The organism is Streptomyces sp. NPDC037421, assembly GCF_055602105.1.
This window is the reverse complement of the sequence record NZ_JBVJWV010000009.1, coordinates 133,169-149,723: the sequence shown is the minus strand read 5'-3', so window position 1 is coordinate 149,723 and position 16,555 is coordinate 133,169. Positions and strand designations below refer to the sequence as shown.

The 16,555-nt window shown below is 71.9% G+C and carries 12 protein-coding genes; 4 read left to right on the top strand and 8 right to left on the bottom strand.

Going from position 1 to position 16,555, the window contains the following annotated elements; genetic code table 11:
• Nucleotides 1-253: 253 nt before the first annotated feature.
• Complete coding sequence (acnA, locus tag ACZ7IF_RS16185; RefSeq protein ID WP_470971033.1) at nt 254-2,968, bottom strand: aconitate hydratase AcnA; 2,715 nt, start codon at nt 2,966-2,968, stop codon at nt 254-256.
• Between the two features lie 484 nt (nt 2,969-3,452).
• Here acnA and ACZ7IF_RS16180 point away from each other — a divergent pair, with 484 nt between their 5' ends.
• Nucleotides 3,453-4,982, top strand: a complete 1,530-nt coding sequence (locus tag ACZ7IF_RS16180) for a helix-turn-helix domain-containing protein (RefSeq protein ID WP_470971030.1) — start codon at nt 3,453-3,455, stop codon at nt 4,980-4,982.
• Between the two features lie 239 nt (nt 4,983-5,221).
• On the opposite strand, the gene ACZ7IF_RS16175 is transcribed toward ACZ7IF_RS16180, so the two are convergent.
• Nucleotides 5,222-5,857 (bottom strand): VOC family protein, encoded by a 636-nt coding sequence (locus ACZ7IF_RS16175; RefSeq protein ID WP_189970091.1) that lies wholly within the window; start codon nt 5,855-5,857, stop codon nt 5,222-5,224.
• Nucleotides 5,858-6,012: 155 nt separating this feature from the next.
• Between ACZ7IF_RS16175 and ACZ7IF_RS16170 the strand changes: the two genes are divergently transcribed.
• Together ACZ7IF_RS16170 and ACZ7IF_RS16165 are read left to right on the top strand one after the other, a co-directional pair.
• Nucleotides 6,013-6,672 (top strand): excalibur calcium-binding domain-containing protein, encoded by a 660-nt coding sequence (locus ACZ7IF_RS16170; RefSeq protein WP_470971025.1) that lies wholly within the window; start codon nt 6,013-6,015, stop codon nt 6,670-6,672.
• A 103-nt stretch (nt 6,673-6,775) separates the two neighbouring features.
• Nucleotides 6,776-8,158 carry a cytochrome P450 gene (locus ACZ7IF_RS16165; protein ID WP_470971022.1) on the top strand — a complete coding sequence of 461 codons (1,383 nt, stop codon included), beginning with the start codon at nt 6,776-6,778 and terminating at the stop codon, nt 8,156-8,158.
• Here the strand turns inward: ACZ7IF_RS16165 and ACZ7IF_RS16160 are convergent.
• Both ACZ7IF_RS16160 and ACZ7IF_RS16155 read right to left on the bottom strand, forming a co-directional pair.
• Nucleotides 8,149-8,736, bottom strand: coding sequence for a hypothetical protein (locus ACZ7IF_RS16160; protein ID WP_470971018.1), 588 nt, complete (start codon nt 8,734-8,736; stop codon nt 8,149-8,151). The two genes, ACZ7IF_RS16165 and ACZ7IF_RS16160, sit on opposite strands and share 10 nt — an antisense overlap.
• Nucleotides 8,737-8,771: 35 nt before the next feature.
• Nucleotides 8,772-10,337, bottom strand: coding sequence for an MFS transporter (locus ACZ7IF_RS16155; RefSeq protein WP_470971012.1), 1,566 nt, complete (start codon nt 10,335-10,337; stop codon nt 8,772-8,774).
• An 82-nt stretch (nt 10,338-10,419) separates the two neighbouring features.
• On the opposite strand from ACZ7IF_RS16155, the gene ACZ7IF_RS16150 reads away from it, so the two are divergent.
• The gene (locus tag ACZ7IF_RS16150) at nt 10,420-12,480 is read left to right on the top strand and encodes a S9 family peptidase (RefSeq protein ID WP_470971006.1); all 2,061 of its coding nucleotides are present in this window, start codon (nt 10,420-10,422) and stop codon (nt 12,478-12,480) included.
• Between the two features lie 73 nt (nt 12,481-12,553).
• On the opposite strand, the gene ACZ7IF_RS16145 is transcribed toward ACZ7IF_RS16150, so the two are convergent.
• The 4 genes from ACZ7IF_RS16145 to ACZ7IF_RS16130 are packed head-to-tail and all read right to left on the bottom strand — an operon-like array spanning nt 12,554 to nt 16,540.
• Nucleotides 12,554-13,573: an ABC transporter ATP-binding protein gene (locus tag ACZ7IF_RS16145; protein ID WP_470971000.1), complete on the bottom strand. Its 1,020-nt coding sequence runs from the start codon at nt 13,571-13,573 to the stop codon at nt 12,554-12,556.
• Nucleotides 13,570-14,598 carry an ABC transporter ATP-binding protein gene (locus ACZ7IF_RS16140; protein ID WP_470970995.1) on the bottom strand — a complete coding sequence of 343 codons (1,029 nt, stop codon included), beginning with the start codon at nt 14,596-14,598 and terminating at the stop codon, nt 13,570-13,572. Before ACZ7IF_RS16140 ends, ACZ7IF_RS16145 begins: the two co-directional genes overlap by 4 nt.
• On the bottom strand, nt 14,598-15,584 hold the full coding sequence (locus ACZ7IF_RS16135) for an ABC transporter permease (protein ID WP_470970990.1): 987 nt from the start codon (nt 15,582-15,584) through the stop codon (nt 14,598-14,600). Before ACZ7IF_RS16135 ends, ACZ7IF_RS16140 begins: the two co-directional genes overlap by 1 nt.
• Nucleotides 15,581-16,540 (bottom strand): ABC transporter permease, encoded by a 960-nt coding sequence (locus ACZ7IF_RS16130; RefSeq protein WP_470970986.1) that lies wholly within the window; start codon nt 16,538-16,540, stop codon nt 15,581-15,583. The genes ACZ7IF_RS16135 and ACZ7IF_RS16130 overlap by 4 nt, the downstream gene beginning before the upstream one ends.
• Nucleotides 16,541-16,555: the final 15 nt, after the last annotated feature.

The window sequence follows — 16,555 nt, the reverse complement described above, 5'->3', positions numbered from 1 at the left end:
GGCATCACCGCAGGTCCCCCGGCTTCCCCCGGCCCGGGCCGCTCATCGCGCGGTGGCCCGGACGGGCACAGGTATAGTCCACTTCCGCTCGGCTGAGCAAGATCGTGCACAAGGATCGTTCCCGGCTTTTCCGAGTTGAGACCTGTCCGTCACCTGAGACCGCCGCCGCGAAAAGCGGAAGGGCCGCACCCCCTTAACGGGGGTACGGCCCTATGGTGCCGACAGACGGCGGATCGCTCCGCCTGGCGCGCCCTTAGCCGCGGATGAGGTTCCGCAGGACGTACTGCATGATGCCGCCGTTGCGGTAGTAGTCGGCCTCACCCGGCGTGTCGATGCGGACGACCGCGTCGAAGGAGACACCGGTGTCGGTGGTGACCTTGACCGTGCGCGGGGTGGTGCCGTTGTTCAGCTCCTCCACACCGGTGAAGGAGAAGGTCTCCTCGCCGGTGAGGCCCAGGGAGGCCGCGGTCGCGCCCTCGGGGAACTGCAGGGGCAGGACGCCCATGCCGATCAGGTTCGAGCGGTGGATGCGCTCGTAGGACTCGGCGATGACGGCCTTGACGCCGAGCAGCGCGGTGCCCTTGGCCGCCCAGTCGCGGGACGAGCCGGAGCCGTACTCCTTGCCCGCCAGGATGACCAGCGGGATGCCGGCGGCCTGGTAGTTCTGGGAGGCGTCGTAGATGAAGGAGACCGGCGCGCCCTCGACGGTGAAGTCGCGGGTGAAGCCGCCCTCGGTGCCCGGCGCGATCTGGTTGCGCAGGCGGATGTTGGCGAACGTACCGCGGATCATGACCTCGTGGTTGCCGCGGCGGGAACCGTACGAGTTGAAGTCGCGGCGCTCGACGCCGTGCTCCGTGAGGTACTTGCCGGCCGGGGTGTCGGCCTTGATCGCACCGGCCGGGGAGATGTGGTCGGTGGTGACCGAGTCGCCCAGCTTCGCCAGCACGCGCGCGCCGGCGATGTCGGAGACCGGGGTGGTCTCCATCGTCATGCCCTCGAAGTAGGGGGGCTTGCGGACGTAGGTGGACTGCGGGTCCCACTCGAAGGTGTTGCCGGTCGGGATCGACAGCGCCTGCCACTGGGCGTCGCCCGCGAAGACGTCCTGGTAGGACTTGCTGAACATGTCCTCGCCGATGGCGTTCGCCACGACGTCGTTGACCTCGGCCTCGGAGGGCCAGATGTCCTTGAGGAAGACCGGGTTGCCGTCGGTGTCGGTGCCGATGGCGTCCGTGGTGATGTCCACCTTCATGGAGCCCGCGATGGCGTACGCGACGACCAGCGGCGGGGAGGCCAGGTAGTTCATCTTGACGTCGGGGTTGATGCGGCCCTCGAAGTTGCGGTTGCCCGAGAGGACCGAGGTGACCGCGAGGTCGTGCTCGTTGATCGCCTTCGAGATCTCCTCGTCCAGCGGACCGGAGTTGCCGATGCAGGTGGTGCAGCCGTACCCGACGAGGTTGAAGCCCATCTTGTCGAGGTACGGGGTCAGGCCGGCCTTGTCGAAGTAGTCGGTGACGACCTTCGAGCCCGGCGCCAGGGTGGTCTTGACCCACGGCTTGCGGGTCAGGCCCTTCTCGACCGCCTTCTTGGCCACGAGCGCCGCGGCGACCATGACGTAGGGGTTCGAGGTGTTGGTGCAGGAGGTGATCGCGGCGACGGTGACGGCGCCGTGGTCGATCTCGAACGAGGTGCCGTCGGCCAGGGTGACCTGGGTCGGGCGGCTCGGCACGCCGTTGGCGGAAGCCGGGGCGTCGGAGGCCGGGAAGGACTCCTTGCCCGCCTCGTCGTCGTCCTCGACGTAGTTGCGCACGTCCAGCGCGAACTGCTGGGCGGCGTTGGCCAGGACGATGCGGTCCTGCGGGCGCTTCGGGCCGGCGATGGAGGGGACGACCGTGGAGAGGTCGAGCTCCAGCTTCTCGGAGAAGTCCGGCTCGGCGGCCGGGTCCAGCCACAGGCCCTGCTCCTTGGCGTACGCCTCGACCAGCGCGACCTGCTGGGCGTCGCGGCCCGTCAGGCGCAGGTACTTCAGGGTCTCGTCGTCGATCGGGAAGATCGCGGCGGTGGAGCCGAACTCCGGCGACATGTTGCCGATGGTGGCGCGGTTCGCGAGGGAGGTGGCGGCGACGCCCTCACCGTAGAACTCGACGAACTTGCCGACGACGCCGTGCTTGCGCAGCATCTCGGTGATGGTCAGCACCAGGTCGGTGGCGGTGGTGCCGGTCGGCAGCTCGCCGGTCAGCTTGAAGCCCACGACGCGCGGGATCAGCATGGAGACCGGCTGGCCGAGCATCGCGGCCTCGGCCTCGATGCCGCCGACGCCCCAGCCCAGCACGCCGAGGCCGTTGACCATGGTGGTGTGCGAGTCGGTGCCGACGAGGGTGTCGGGGTACGCCTGGCCGTTACGGACCATGACCGTGCGGGCCAGGTGCTCGATGTTGACCTGGTGGACGATGCCGGTGCCCGGGGGGACGACCTTGAAGTCGTCGAAGGCGGTCTGGCCCCAGCGCAGGAACTGGTAGCGCTCCTTGTTGCGGCCGTACTCCAGCTCGACGTTCTGCGCGAAGGCGTCCTTCGTGCCGAACTTGTCGGCGATGACCGAGTGGTCGATGACCATCTCGGCGGGCGAGAGCGGGTTGATCTTCGCCGGGTCGCCGCCGAGGGCCTTCACGGCCTCGCGCATGGTGGCGAGGTCCACGACGCAGGGGACGCCGGTGAAGTCCTGCATGATCACGCGGGCCGGCGTGAACTGGATCTCCTCGCTGGGCTGGGCCTGCGAGTCCCAGTTGCCGAGCGACCGGATGTGGTCGGCGGTGATGTTCGCGCCGTCCTCGGTACGGAGCAGGTTCTCCAGCAGGACCTTCAGGCTGTAGGGCAGGCGGGCGGAGCCCTCGACCTTGTCCAGCCGGAAGATCTCGTACGACTCGTCGCCCACCTGCAGCGTGCTGCGGGCGTCGAAGCTGTTCGCCGACACGACAGTCTCCTTCATGCATGATCTCGCGCGTATAACCGCAATCCTGCCGCCACGCCCTGTGGCCAATCCGCTAAGGTAAGGCTAAGTTAGGTAACCCTTATCAGCGGGGGCGGCTGCGGTACGCCTTCGGCAGATATCTCGATGTCGAGATAACTCTAGTACATGTCCGGGGGCGGGGGCGAGGCGCGCACCTCGCGGCCCGCCGGAGCCGTCCACCGGGCGGCCGCTCCGGCATGCCCCGACGGCGGCCGGACGAACGCGGCCGGCGCCGGTGCACCCCGCGCCGCCGCCCGGCAAATCGGGACGAGAAGCAATCTATCCCTGAAAGATCGGCGCACCGGGACAAAGGGGAGTTGACGTCGGTGCCGACGGAGTCCGCGCGGCGCAAGCCCTGTTGGGCCGGACGTGGAATCTGACGGGTCGATAACACCCGTCCGCCACACCCCAGCCGATCGACATCTCATATCTGAGATACGGTGCACCCATGGCAGACGATTACCTCGTACGCATCGGCAAGCTCATCCGTGACGCCCGGCAGCACCGGGGCTGGACACAGAGTCAGCTCGCCGACGCCCTCGGCACGAGCCAGAGCGCCGTGAACCGCATCGAGCGCGGCAACCAGAACATCAGCCTTGAGATGATCGCCCGAATCGGTGAAGCGCTCGACAGCGAGATCGTCTCCCTGGGCTACGCCGGCCCGATGCACCTGCGCGTCGTCGGCGGCCGCCGCCTGTCCGGCTCCATCGACGTCAAGACGAGCAAGAACGCGTGCGTGGCGCTGCTGTGCGCCTCCCTGCTCAACAAGGGCCGCACGGTCCTGCGCCGGGTGGCCCGCATCGAGGAGGTCTACCGGCTCCTGGAGGTCCTGAACTCCATCGGCGTGCGCACCCGCTGGATCAACGACGGCGTCGACCTGGAGATCGCCCCGCCGGCCCGCCTCGACATGGACGCCATCGACGCGGACGCGGCCGTCCGCACCCGCAGCATCATCATGTTCCTGGGCCCGCTGCTGCACCGTCTGGACCAGTTCCGCCTGCCGTACGCCGGCGGCTGCGACCTCGGCACCCGCACCATCGAGCCGCACATGATCGCCCTGCGCCGCTTCGGCCTGGACATCACCGCGACCGAGGGCATCTACCACGCGAAGGTCGAGGCGGGGGTCTCCCCCGACCGCCCCATCGTCCTGACCGAGCGCGGGGACACGGTCACCGAGAACGCCCTGCTGGCCGCGGCCCGCCACGACGGCGTGACCGTCATCCGCAACGCCTCCTCCAACTACATGGTCCAGGACCTCTGCTTCTTCCTGGAGGCACTGGGCGTCAAGGTCGAGGGCATCGGCACCACCACGCTGACCGTCCACGGCGTGCCCGTCATCGACGCCGACGTGGACTACTCCCCCTCCGAGGACCCGGTCGAGGCGATGAGCCTCCTGGCCGCCGCCGTGGTGACGGAGTCCGAGCTCACCATCCGCCGCGTGCCGATCGAGTTCATGGAGATCGAGCTCGCGGTCCTGGAGGAGATGGGCCTCGACCACGACCGCTCGGCGGAGTACGTCGCCGACAACGGCCGCACCCGCCTGGTCGACCTCACGGTCCGCCCCTCCAAGCTCGAAGCCCCCATCGACAAGATCCACCCGATGCCCTTCCCCGGGCTGAACATCGACAACGTCCCGTTCTTCGCCGCCATCGCCGCCTCAGCCCAGGGCAAGACCCTGATCCACGACTGGGTGTACGACAACCGGGCCATCTACCTGACCGACCTCAACCGCCTCGGCGGCCGCCTCCAGCTCCTGGACCCCCACCGCGTCCTGGTCGAGGGCCCCACCCGCTGGCGCGCGGCCGAGATGATGTGTCCCCCGGCCCTCCGCCCGGCGGTGGTCGTCCTCCTGGCCATGATGGCGGCCGAGGGCACCTCGGTCCTGCGCAACGTCTACGTGATCAACCGCGGCTACGAGGAACTCGCCGAGCGCCTCAACTCGGTCGGCGCGCAGATCGAGATCTTCCGCGACATCTAGGTCCTGTCTCTCTGGTCGGACGGCTGCGGGATGACCGCGCGGATCCCGCGTCGTCGCAGGTGGGGCCGGACGGCACGGGCGTTCCGGAACGGGCCGCGCTCGTCGGGCAGGTCCCGCCGGGGCGAGTGGGTGCGGTACTTCCACGCGATGGCATCGAGCGTTCGGCGGTGATCGGTCAAAGAGACACGCACTGGCCAGGAGACCCCAGCCGGCTGCTCCCGCGGGGCAGCCGGGCCTGGTCAGATCGTGACCGGGCCGTGGGCGGTGGCGAACTCGACCGAGACCAGGCCCGGTTCCTCATCCTCGACCCAGGTGACGTCGATCTGGTCGAGGGGGTGGTCGGCCGGTTCGCCGAGGAATTCGGCGATGGAGGCGGCGTCGCCGGCGATGGAGACCCCGTGGATGGTGGTGGAGGTGCGCGGGTCGGCGCTCGGGCGCTCCTCGGTGGGGACCAGCCACTGGAGGAAGTAGGGCAGTTGCGGGTCCTCCAGCAGTTCCAGCAGGCCGATCTGCTTCCACCTCAGGTCGAACCCGTCGGGGCGGACACGGTGGCCCTCGGCCGAGGTGCGGCCGAGGCGGGCCTCGACCGGGGCGATGTCGTCGACGGAGACCACCCAACCGAGCCAGCCGCCGCCCTCGGCGGCGCGGCGGGCGACGGCCTGGCCGAAGGGTGCGCGGTCGGCGGCGGGGTGGTCGAGTGTGGTGACGACCTCGACGTAGGTGCCGCCGCTCAGCGGGAGAATGAAATTGCGGGTGCCGAATCGCGGGTGCACGCCCCCGTCGACGAACCCGGCGCCGAGGGCCGATCCGATCCACTGGACGGTCGAGACGAAGCTGTCGCGGGCCACCGCATAGGACACGTGATCAAGTCGCACTGCGCCATCATCACCCGACAACCCGCACAGATCCCGACGCCACGCCCGCCGGAGCGGCGCTCGTACCTGATGGACATGACGGGAAACCCCTGACCCGGGCGGGGTGGCGCCCTTAGGCTGCGGCGGTTTGCGTTGTCGATCTCGGGGGGTTGATCGTGTTCCAGCGTCGGGGTGTCGCCGTGGCCGGTGTCATGGGGGCCGTCGTGCTGTTGGCCGGCGGGTGTGAGGGCGGTACGCCGAAGAAGGGTGCGGGCGGCGCGAAGCCCGGGGCTGCGGCGTCCGCACCGGCTCCGGCTCCGACTCCGACTCCGGCCAGTGCTTCGGCGCAGGCGGTGATGCCGGCGGTCGTCGGGCAGAAGTTCGCCGCCGCCGAGGCGCTCGTGCGGCAGGTGGTCAGCACGCCGGTCGCGGCGCGCGGGGCGTACGCCGGGGTCGTTCCGGCCCCGGACCACGGTCAGTGGGAGGTGTGCTTCCAGAACCCGGCGGCCGGCGCCGCGGTCGCCGCCGACGCAGCCGTCGAGCTGTCCCTCGTGGCACCCGGCACCTCCTGCCCGGCCACGGCCGGGGCGCCGTCGAAGCCCTCGGCGGCCCCGAAGTCCCCGTCCGTGCCGGCGCCCGCGCCCACCACCGCCAAGCCCAAGCCCGCCACCGAGGGACCGACCGACGGGTCCACCGGCGGCAGCGGCGCCGGGAGCGTCTACTACAAGAACTGCGACGCCGCGAAGGCGGCCGGGGCGGCGCCTGTCCGGCGCGGTCAGCCGGGCTACCGCGAGGCCCTCGACCGGGACAAGGACGGCATCGCCTGCGACAAGTAGGCAACGGCGGTATTCGGCCGGATGGCTTGCCGGGGGTCGATCCGGGTGGGGCGGGCGGGCAGAATCATCCTCGTCGGACGGTGTCCAGAGGCGGGGGCGGCAAATGGCTGACGGGCTGGGGATTCCCGGGCTGGAGGGGGTCCCGCTGCTCGGGTCGCTCTTCGACCTGAAGGCGGACTCCCTCGGGACCTACGAACGGGCCCGGCAGCGGCACGGGGACGTCGTACGGATCAGCGCCGGGCCGCCCGGGCTGCGCGCCGAGCTCTACTGCGTGTTCTCCGCGGAGGGCGCCCAGCGGGTGCTGGCCTCCGAGGCGGCGAACTTCCGCAAGGACAACGCCTTCTACCAGGAGCTCCGCGACTCCTTCGGCAACGGCCTGCTGACCAGCCAGGACGCCGACTACATGCGCCAGCGCCGGCTGGTCCAGCCGCTGTTCACCCGCAAGCGGGTGGACGGCTACGCCGACGCCGTCGCCGCCGAGACCGAGGGCACCCTCGCCGCGTGGGCGGAGGCCCGGGACGGGATCGTCGACGTCTCCACCGAGATGACGCACCTCGCCCTGCGCGCGGTCTCCCGGATCCTGTTCGGCGCGGACGTCGACGCCACCGTGGACGTGGTGGACCGGTGCTTTCCGGTCATCACGGAGTACGTGCTGCGCCGGGGCTACTCCCCCGCCAACCTCCCGCGCACCTGGCCGACCCCCGGCAACCGGCGGGCGGCCACCGCGCTGGACGAGCTGTACGCCGTCTGCGACAAGATCATCGCCCAGCGGCTCGGGGCCTCCACCGGGCAGGCGGAGGGCGAGGACCTGCTGACACTGCTCGCCGGTGCGCGGGGCGAGGACGACGCCACCTTCGACCCCGCCGAACTGCGCGACCAGGTGCTCGTCTTCCTGCTCGCCGGGCACGAGACGACCGCCACCTCGCTGGCCTTCGCCCTGCACCTGCTCGGCCGCCACCCCGAGGAGCAGGCCCGGGCCCGCGAGGAGGTCCGGAGCGTGCTGGGCGGGCGTACGCCAGAGGCCCGCGACCTGGAGCGCCTCCCGTACCTCACCCGGGTGCTGAAGGAGGCCATGCGCCTCTACCCCGCGGCCCCGGTGATCGGGCGCAAGGCCGTCGCCGCCACCGAGATCGAGGGCCACACCGTCCCGGCGGGCACCGATGTGATCCTGGCCCCCTGGGTCACGCACCGCCACCCCCGCTACTGGAGCGACCCGGAGCGCTTCGACCCCGACCGCTTCGCGCCGGAGGCCGAGGCCGGCCGGCACCGCTACGCGTGGTTCCCCTTCGGCGGCGGTCCGCGCGCCTGCATCGGGCAGCACTTCTCGATGCTGGAGTCCGTGATCGCGCTGGCGATGCTGCTGCGGGCGTACGAGTTCGAGGCCGTGGACCGGGAGGTGCCGGTGAGCGCCGGGATCACCCTGCGGGCGGCGGGCCCGGCGCGCTGCCGGATCCGCCCCCTGGCGTCCCCTCCGCGTCAGCGGTAGTCGTCGGGGTGGTCCTGCATCCAGGTGTTGATCTGGTCCCGGGTGCCGGTCAGCGCGCTCTGGTGCTTCTTCAGGTTCTCGAAGGTGCGGTCGCCGCCGAGTTCCTTGTCGAGCTTCGCGATGAGGGCGATCGGCTCGGGGAAGTGGCCGGGGCCCTTTTTGTCGGCCTTCATCGCGCGGTCCAGGCGGTGGAGTTCGTCGTAGACCCGGCCGAGGAAGTACGCGCAGTTGCCCGGGGTGCAGGAGTCGTCCAGGGTCGCCTGGAGCCCGGCGAAGGCGTCCCGGACGAGTTCGGGCGAGGTGGTGGGCAGGCCGCTCTCCGGGGCCTGGGCAGTGGGCCTGGCCGTGGGCGTCGCCGCCGGCGCGGGCGTGCCCGTACCGGCCGGGCCGGCGCTCGGGGACGCGGCGCCGGGGACGGGCGCGGAAGTGGAGGCGGACGAGGAGGCCGGCGCGGTGGGCGACGAGGCCGAGGAGGCCTTCGCCTTGGGCTCCGCGTCGCTCCCGCAGGAGACGGTGAGGGCCGCCAGGGTGACGGTCAGGGCTGCTGCGGCGGCGCCGCGCACGGTCGATCGGAACATCGGATTTCCCCCCGGTTTGCGATGATCGGCCGAGCCTACCCGCTGCCCTCGCCCGGGACGGCCGCCGGGGTGTGGTTGCCCTGGAGGCGTTCCAGGTCGGAGGGCCGGACCTGGATCGCGAAGACCGCGATGACCGCGCCGGCGAGGGTGAACAGCGAGGCCGCGACGAAGGCCGCGCTGACTCCCGAGGTCAGCACCTGGTCGGCCCAGGGCCTGGGGAGCTGCCCGGTGCGGGCGAGGAAGGCCTTCTGTTCGGGGCTCGCCGAGCCGAGGAAGGACGCCGCCTGCTCCTTCGCCTCGTTGCGGCTGGCCGTGCCGAAGACGGTGACCAGGATCGACAGTCCGAGCGACCCTCCGACCTGCTGCATCGAGTTGAGCATTCCGGAGGCGGCGCCGGACTCCCGGTCGGGGACGTCGGACAGGGCCATCAGGGTCAGCGAGACGAACTGCAGCCCCATGCCGGTGGCGAACACCAGGATCGGGCCGAGGACGCTGCCCAGGTAGGTGGAGTGGACGTCGGTGAGGGTCAGCCAGCCCAGTCCGGCGGCGCAGCACAGCGCGCCGGCGACCATGAAGGGCTTGGGCCCGTACTTCGGCAGCAGTTGGGAGGTGGCCCCGGCGGCGAGCGCGACCATCACGCTGACCGGCAGGAAGGCCAGTCCGGCGCGGAGCGGGCTGAAGCCGAGGACGTTCTGCACGAACAGGGTCAGGAAGAAGAACATGCCGAAGATCGCGCAGGCGAGGAAGAGCATGATCCCGTAGGTCCCGGCGCGGTTGCGGTCGGCGAACATGTGCAGCGGTGTGATCGGCTGCGGCGAGCGCCGCTCGTTGAGGACGAACAGGACCAGCAGGGCCACGGCGGCGGCGAAGGAGCCGAGGGTGAACCCGTCGCGCCAGCCCTCCTGGGAGGCGCGGATGAAGCCGTAGACGAGGGCGACCATGCCGCAGGTGCCCAGCAGCGCGCCGATCAGGTCGAAGTGTCCGGGGTGGCGTTCGGACTCGCGCAGGACCCGGGAGGCCAGTACGGCGATCAGGACGGCGATCGGGACGTTGACGAAGAGGACCCAGCGCCAGTCGAGCCATTCGACCAGCACCCCGCCCGCGAGGAGCCCGATCGCGCCGCCGCCGGCGGAGACGGCGGCGAACACGCCGAAGGCCCGGTTGCGTGCCGGGCCTTCGCGGAAGGTGGTGGTGATCAGCGCGAGCGAGGTCGGGGAGGCGATGGCTCCGCCGACGCCCTGGAGGGCCCGGGCGGCCATCAGCTGGCCCGCGTTCTGAGCGAGTCCGCCGAGCATGGAGGCCAGGCCGAAGAGCAGGACGCCGAAGACGAAGACGCGCTTGCGCCCGAGGATGTCGCCGGTTCGGCCGCCCAGCAGGAGCAGGCCGCCGAAGGTCAGGGTGTAGGCGTTGACGACCCAGGACAGGCTCTCGGTGGAGAAGTCGAGGGCGGTCTGGATGTGTGGTAGCGCGATGTTCACGATGCTGATGTCGAGCACGACCATGAGCTGGCAGGAGGCAATCACGAACAGGGCCAGCCCGTTTCCGCTCCCGCGGACCTTGCCGTCGGTCCCGTTGTGGTTCGGCAGTGCGTTCGGGTCCACTAGTCGACGCTAAGCCCGTGGACCATGGGTCACCACTCGAATGGCCTATGCTATGTGATATTGCACATGCCACAATAAGATCATGGATGAATTCCTCAGGCTCTCCGCCGACACGGCCCGGTTCACCCACGGCTCGCCCAGGGCCTTCTCGTTCGGTGACGACGGCCGGCTCCTCTGGTTCCTGCGCTCCACGGGCCCCACCGACGCCCTCGACAGCCTCTGGATCCTCGACACCGCCACCGGCGCCGAGACCCGGCTCGCCGACCCGCGCGAACTCTCCCCCGAGCCCGGTGAACTCCCCGTCGCCGAGCGCCGTCTGCGCGAGCGCACCCGGCTCGTCGCCGCCGGGATCGGCTCGTACGCCCTCTCCGGCGACGGCCGCCGCGCCGTCTTCCCGCTCTACGGAAGGCTGTACGCGGTCACCTGCGACGGCACCGGCGCGCCCGAGCCGCTCCCGGCCGCCGGCCCCGCCCTGGACCCGCGCCCGAACGCCGACGGCTCGCGCACCGCGTACGTCGCCGACGACGCCCTGTACGTCCACCCCGGCGGCCGGATCAGCCCCGCCGACGGGGCCCGCTGGGGCCTCGCGGAGTTCGCCGCCGCCGAGGAACTCGGCCGCACCCGTGGCCACTGGTGGTCCCCCGACGGCATCACCCTGCTCGCCGCCCGCGTCGACGAGAGCGCCCTCCAGCGCCGCCACTTCGCCGACCCGGAGCACCCTGAGCTCCCGGCCGAGGACTTCGCGTACCCCGAGGCGGGCGGCCCCAACGCCGACGTGCAGCTGTGGGTGCTCGGCCCGGACGGCAGCCGGGTCCGGCTCGACTGGGACGCCGAGTCCTTCCCCTACGTCTGCGACGCGGACTGGGAGTCCGGGACGGAGATCCTGCTGACCGTGCAGGACCGGCTCCAGCGCAACGTGCTCCTGCTCAGCGCCGACCCGGCCACCGGCCGCACCGCGGAGCTGTCCCGCACCACGCACCCCCAGTGGGTGGACCCCCTCCTGCCCGGCACCCCGGCGCGGCTGCCCGACGGGCGGATGCTCACCGCCGCCGACACCCCCGGCGGGACCGCGCGCGGCCTCGCCCTCGACGGGAAGCCCCTCACCGGCGAGGGGATACAGGTCCGCCGGGTGGCCGGGCTCCACGAGGGCCGGCTGCTGATCGAGGCCGGGCGGCGCGACCCCGCCGAGCAGCAGGTGCTGCTGCTGGACCCCGACAGCGGTGAGCTGACCCCGCTCGCCGACGGACCCGGGGTGCACGGCGTGTCGGCCTCGGCCGGGACCCTGCTGCTGACCAGTGCCGACGCCGACGGGATCCGGCGTACCGTACGCGCCCCGGACGGGCGCGGGTCCAGCCCCGCCGACCTGTCCGCCCCGCTGCCGTACCGGGTGGAGCCGGTCCTGGAGCGGGTCACCGAGCTCGGCATCCCGACCTCCCTCGTGCTGCCGCGCGGCCATGTCCCGGGCCGGCGGCTGCCGGTGCTGGTGGACGGCTACGGCGGCCCCGGCTTCCAGGACGTGTCCGCCGAGCCGCGACGCTGGCAGGCCCGGCAGTGGTGGGCCGACCAGGGCTTCGCCGTGGTCACCGCCGACAACCGGGGCACCCCGTACGTCTCGCCCGCCTTCACCCACGCCATGTACCGGGGCTTCTCCGAAGTCACCCTGGAGGACCAGGTCGCGGCGCTCCGGGCGCTCGGCGAACGCCACCGCGACCTCGACCTCGGCCGGGTCGGGATCCGCGGCTGGTCCTACGGCGGCTACCTGTCGGCGATGGCGGTGCTGCGCCGGCCGGACGTCTTCCACGCGGCGGCCGCCGGGGCCGCGCCGACCGACTTCCGGCACTACGACACCGCGTACACCGAGCGCTACCTCGGACTCCCGCAGGAGCACCCCGACGTCTACGAGCGGGACTCCCTGATCCCCGACGCTCCGAAGCTGACCCGGCCGCTGCTGCTGGTCACGGGCCTGGCCGACGACAACGTCCACCCCTCCCACACCCTGCGGCTGTCCCGGGCCCTCACCGACGCGGGCCGCCCGCACCAATTGCTGGCACTGCCCGGAGTCACGCACATGACCCCGGGCGGGACACGGGAGAAGATCATGGCGCTGGAGCTGGAGTTCTTCCGCCGCGAACTGGCCCTCTGACTCCCGCGGACACCGGGAGGGCCCCGCGGACGCCGTGGTCCGCGGGGCCCTCCCCTTCTTCCCGTGATCCCCGTCAGTCACCCGGGAAGTGACAGGCCACCTCTCGCGAGGCGGCGGGCCGCAACAACGGCCGCTCGGTGCGGCAGATCTCCTGCGCCTTGGGACAGCGCGGGTGGAAGGTGCAGCCCGGGGGCGGGGCGGCCGGGCTCGGCGGGTCGCCGAGCAGCACGATCCGCTCCCGCCGCCGCTCCGCCGCCGGGTCCGGCAGCGGTACGGCGGACAGCAGCGCCCGGGTGTAGGGGTGCTGCGGGTTCTCGTAGAGGGACTTCTTGTCCCCGATCTCGACGATCCGGCCGAGGTACATGACCGCCACGCGGTCGCTGACCCGCTTGACCACCGAGAGGTCGTGGGCGATGAACACGTAGGCCAGGCCCAGTTCGGCGCGCAGCCGCTCCATCAGGTTGACGATCTGCGCCTGGACGGAGACGTCGAGGGCGGAGACCGGCTCGTCGGCGATCACCAGCCGGGGGCTGGTGGCCAGCGAGCGGGCGATGCCGATGCGCTGGGCCTGGCCGCCGGAGAACTCGTGCGGGTAGCGGTCGATGTGCTCGGGGATCAGCCCGGTCAGCTCCATCAGCTCGGCGGCCCGGCGGCGGGCGTCCGCCGCGCTCCAGCCCTGCACCAGCAGCGGGTCGGAGATGATCCGGGCCACCGTCTGGCGGGGGTTGAGGGAGGAGTGGGGGTCCTGGAAGACCATCTGGATGTTGCGGCGCAGGGGGCGCAGCGCACGCTGGGAGAGCCGGCTGATGTCCTGGCCGTCGAAGGTGATGCTGCCGGAGGTGGGCTCCAGCAGCCGCACCAGCATCCGGCCGGTGGTGGACTTGCCGCAGCCGGACTCGCCGACGAGGCCGAGGGTGCGGCCGGGCTCCAGGTCGAAGGAGACCCCGTCGACGGCCCGGACGGGCGCCGCCCGGCGCCCGCTCAGCGACCGCCTGCCGGGGAAGGTCATGGTCAGGTCCCGTACGGAGAGCAGGGGCCCGGCCGGGTCGTCCGGCCGCGCGGCCCGGTCCTGGCTGGTGGCCGGGGCGGTCATCGGGACACCTCCGGGGTGGGGGCGGGCGCGGGGGCGGAGCCCGCGAAGTGGCAGGCCGCGGTCCGGGCCGGGGATCCGTACGGGCGCAGCTCGGGCAGTTCGCCCGTGCAGCGCTCCCGCTCGTGCCGGGGGCCGGCGGCGGCGCGCGGGCAGCGGGGGGCGAAGGCGCAGCCCGGGTCCCGGTTCAGCAGTGAGGGCGGGGAGCCGGGGATGGAGGGCAGCGGGACGTCGTCGGCGCTGTCGAGGCGGGGCAGGGAGTCGAGCAGGCCCCGGGTGTAGGGGTGGGCCGGGTCGGCGAACAGTGCGTCGGCGGGGGCCTGTTCGGCGGCCCGGCCGCCGTACATGACGAGGACCTCGTGGGCGACGCGGGCCACCACCCCCAGATCGTGGGTGATCATCACGACGCCGAGGCCGCGTTCCTCCTGGAGGCGGGCGATCAGTTCGAGGATCTGGGCCTGGACGGTGACGTCGAGGGCGGTGGTGGGCTCGTCGGCGATCAGCAGGTCGGGTTCGCAGGCCAGGGCCATGGCGATCATGGCGCGCTGGCGCATGCCGCCGGAGAACTGGTGGGGGTACTCCCCGGCCCGGCGGGCCGGTTCGGGGATGCCGACCTCGCCGAGCATGTCGACGGCGCGTTTGCGGGCCGCGGCCCGCCCGGCCCGGAAGTGCACCCGGAAGTGCTCGGCGATCTGCTCGCCGACGGTGTAGTAGGGGTGCAGGCTGGACAGCGGGTCCTGGAAGATCATGGCCATCCTGCGGCCGCGGACCTTGGCCAGTTCCTTCTCGGGCAGGCCTCGCAGCTCCTGTCCGGCGAGCTTGACGGAGCCGGTGACCTCGGCGCCGGTGCGGTGCAGGCCCATGACGGCGAGGGAGGTGACGGACTTCCCGGATCCGGATTCGCCGACGATGCCGAGGGTGCGGCCCGCTTCGACGGTGAAGCCGAGCGAGTCGACGGCGCGTACGGTCCCGCGCGGGGTGCTGAACGTGACGTGCAGGTCGCGCACTTCGAGCAGCGGGGTGGTCATCAGTACCTCACCCTCGGGTCGACTACGGCGTACAGGAGGTCGACGGCGAGGTTCGCGACGACGATGAAGAAGGCGGCGAGCAGGGTGACCCCGAGGACCACGGGCTGGTCGGAGCTGACGAGGGCTCCGTAGAAGAGCCTGCCGATGCCGGGGAGTCCGAAGATGGACTCGGTGATGACGGCGCCGGCGAGCAGGCCGCCGAGGTCCATGCCGAAGATGGTGAGGATCGGGGTCATGCCGGAGCGGAGGCCGTGTTTGACGACGACGGTCCGTTCGGGCATGCCCTTGGCGCGGGCGGTGCGGATGTAGGGCTCGGCCATCGCCTCGATCATCGAGCCGCGGCTCTGGCGGGCGTACATGGCGGCGTAGAGCAGGGCGAGCGCGGTCCAGGGCAGCAGCAGGTTCGAGGCCCAGGCGAGGGGGTCGTCGGTGAAGGCCTGGTAGCTGGGGTAGGGCAGCAGTCCGGCGGTGCGGATGACTCCGTAGATGAGCAGGACGGAGGTGAAGTAGACGGGCAGGGAGGCGGCCGCGACGGCGCCGACCATGAGGGCCTTGTCGGTGGCGGTGTCCTTGCGCAGGGCGGCGGTGACGCCGGCGCCGAGGCCCAGCAGGAGCCAGAGGGCGGCGGCGCCGACGGCGAGGGAGGCGGAGACCGGGAGCCGGTCCATCAGCAGGTCCCAGACGGGCAGGGAGTTCTCGTACGAGTAGCCCAGGCAGGGGAAGTCGCACTGGACGGCGTACTGGCCGGAGCCGAGGGTGCGGCCGGTGAAGATGCCGGTGAGGAAGTCGGTGAACTGCCGCCACAGGGGCTGGTCGAGGCCCAGGTATTCGCGTACGTCGGCCAGCCGTTCGGCGCTGCAGGTCTTGCCGCAGGCCGCGGCGGCCGGGTCGGTGGGCAGGACGTAGAAGATGAGGAAGGTGACGGCCGCGATGGCGAGGAGCACGCCGGCCAGGGCGAGCAGGCGGCGCAGCAGGTAGAGGATCAACTGCGGCCGCCCCTCGGGTCGAGGATGTCGCGCAGGGCGTCGCCGAGGAGGGTGAAGGCGAGGACGGCGAGGAAGAGGAAGACGCTCGGGATGACGAAGTACATGGGGTCGGTCTCGTAGAAGGCCACGGACTCGGCGATCATCTGGCCCCAGGACGGGGTGGGCGGGCGGACCCCGACGCCGAGGTAGCTGAGCGCGGCCTCGGTGCTGATCATGCCGGGGATGAGCAGGGTGGTGTAGGCGATGACCGGGCCGGAGACGCCCGGGAGGATGTCGCGGGTCAGGATGCGCCAGGCGCTCGCGCCGCCGACGCGGGCGGCGTCGACGTACTCGCGGTGTTTGAGGGAGAGGGTCTGGCCGCGGACGACGCGGGCGACGCCGGGCCAGCCGAAGAGGCCGATGACGGCGGTCATCAGGACGATGCGGTTGACGTCCTTGGCCACCGACAGCATCGCGATCATGAAGATCAGCGAGGGGAAGGACATGGTGAGGTCCATCAGCCGGGACAGGACGGCGTCGGTGCGGCCGCCGAAGTAGCCGGCCGCGATGCCCGCGGCGGTTCCGGCGAGGACGACGATGGCTGTGGCGGCGAAGGCGATGAGCAGGGAGACCTGGGCTCCGTGGACGACGCGGGCGAACAGGTCGCGGCCGGTGACGGGTTCGACGCCGAGCCAGTGCTCGGGGCTGATCCCGCCGAGGGAGCCGAGCGGGAGGCCGCCGAGGTAGGGGTCGACGGCGCTCTTGTCGAACTCCTCCGGGGACCAGCCGCCGAGCGCTCCGAGCCAGGGGGCGGTGGCGGCCATCAGGACGAAGAGGAGGACGACGCAGGCGCTGACGCGGACGGCGGGGCGGCGGCGCAGTTCCCGCCGGGCGAGCTGCCAGGGGCTGCTGCCCGGCGCCGCCGCGGGGCGGGCGGTCGCGGCGCCGGGTGCGGCGCCGGGTGCGGTGGTGGTCATGGTGTCGGGAGCCTC

Bases quoted from the DNA above. Each gene is read 5' to 3' on its own strand.
- ACZ7IF_RS16180 (WP_470971030.1), top strand. From the start codon at position 3,453: ATGGCAGACGATTACCTCGTACGCATCGGCAAGCTCATCCGTGACGCC.
- ACZ7IF_RS16165 (WP_470971022.1), top strand. From the start codon at position 6,776: ATGGCTGACGGGCTGGGGATTCCCGGGCTGGAGGGGGTCCCGCTGCTC.
- ACZ7IF_RS16160 (WP_470971018.1), bottom strand. From the start codon at position 8,736: ATGTTCCGATCGACCGTGCGCGGCGCCGCCGCAGCAGCCCTGACCGTC.
- ACZ7IF_RS16150 (WP_470971006.1), top strand. From the start codon at position 10,420: ATGGATGAATTCCTCAGGCTCTCCGCCGACACGGCCCGGTTCACCCAC.
- ACZ7IF_RS16145 (WP_470971000.1), bottom strand. From the start codon at position 13,573: ATGACCGCCCCGGCCACCAGCCAGGACCGGGCCGCGCGGCCGGACGAC.
- ACZ7IF_RS16140 (WP_470970995.1), bottom strand. From the start codon at position 14,598: ATGACCACCCCGCTGCTCGAAGTGCGCGACCTGCACGTCACGTTCAGC.
- ACZ7IF_RS16130 (WP_470970986.1), bottom strand. From the start codon at position 16,540: ATGACCACCACCGCACCCGGCGCCGCACCCGGCGCCGCGACCGCCCGC.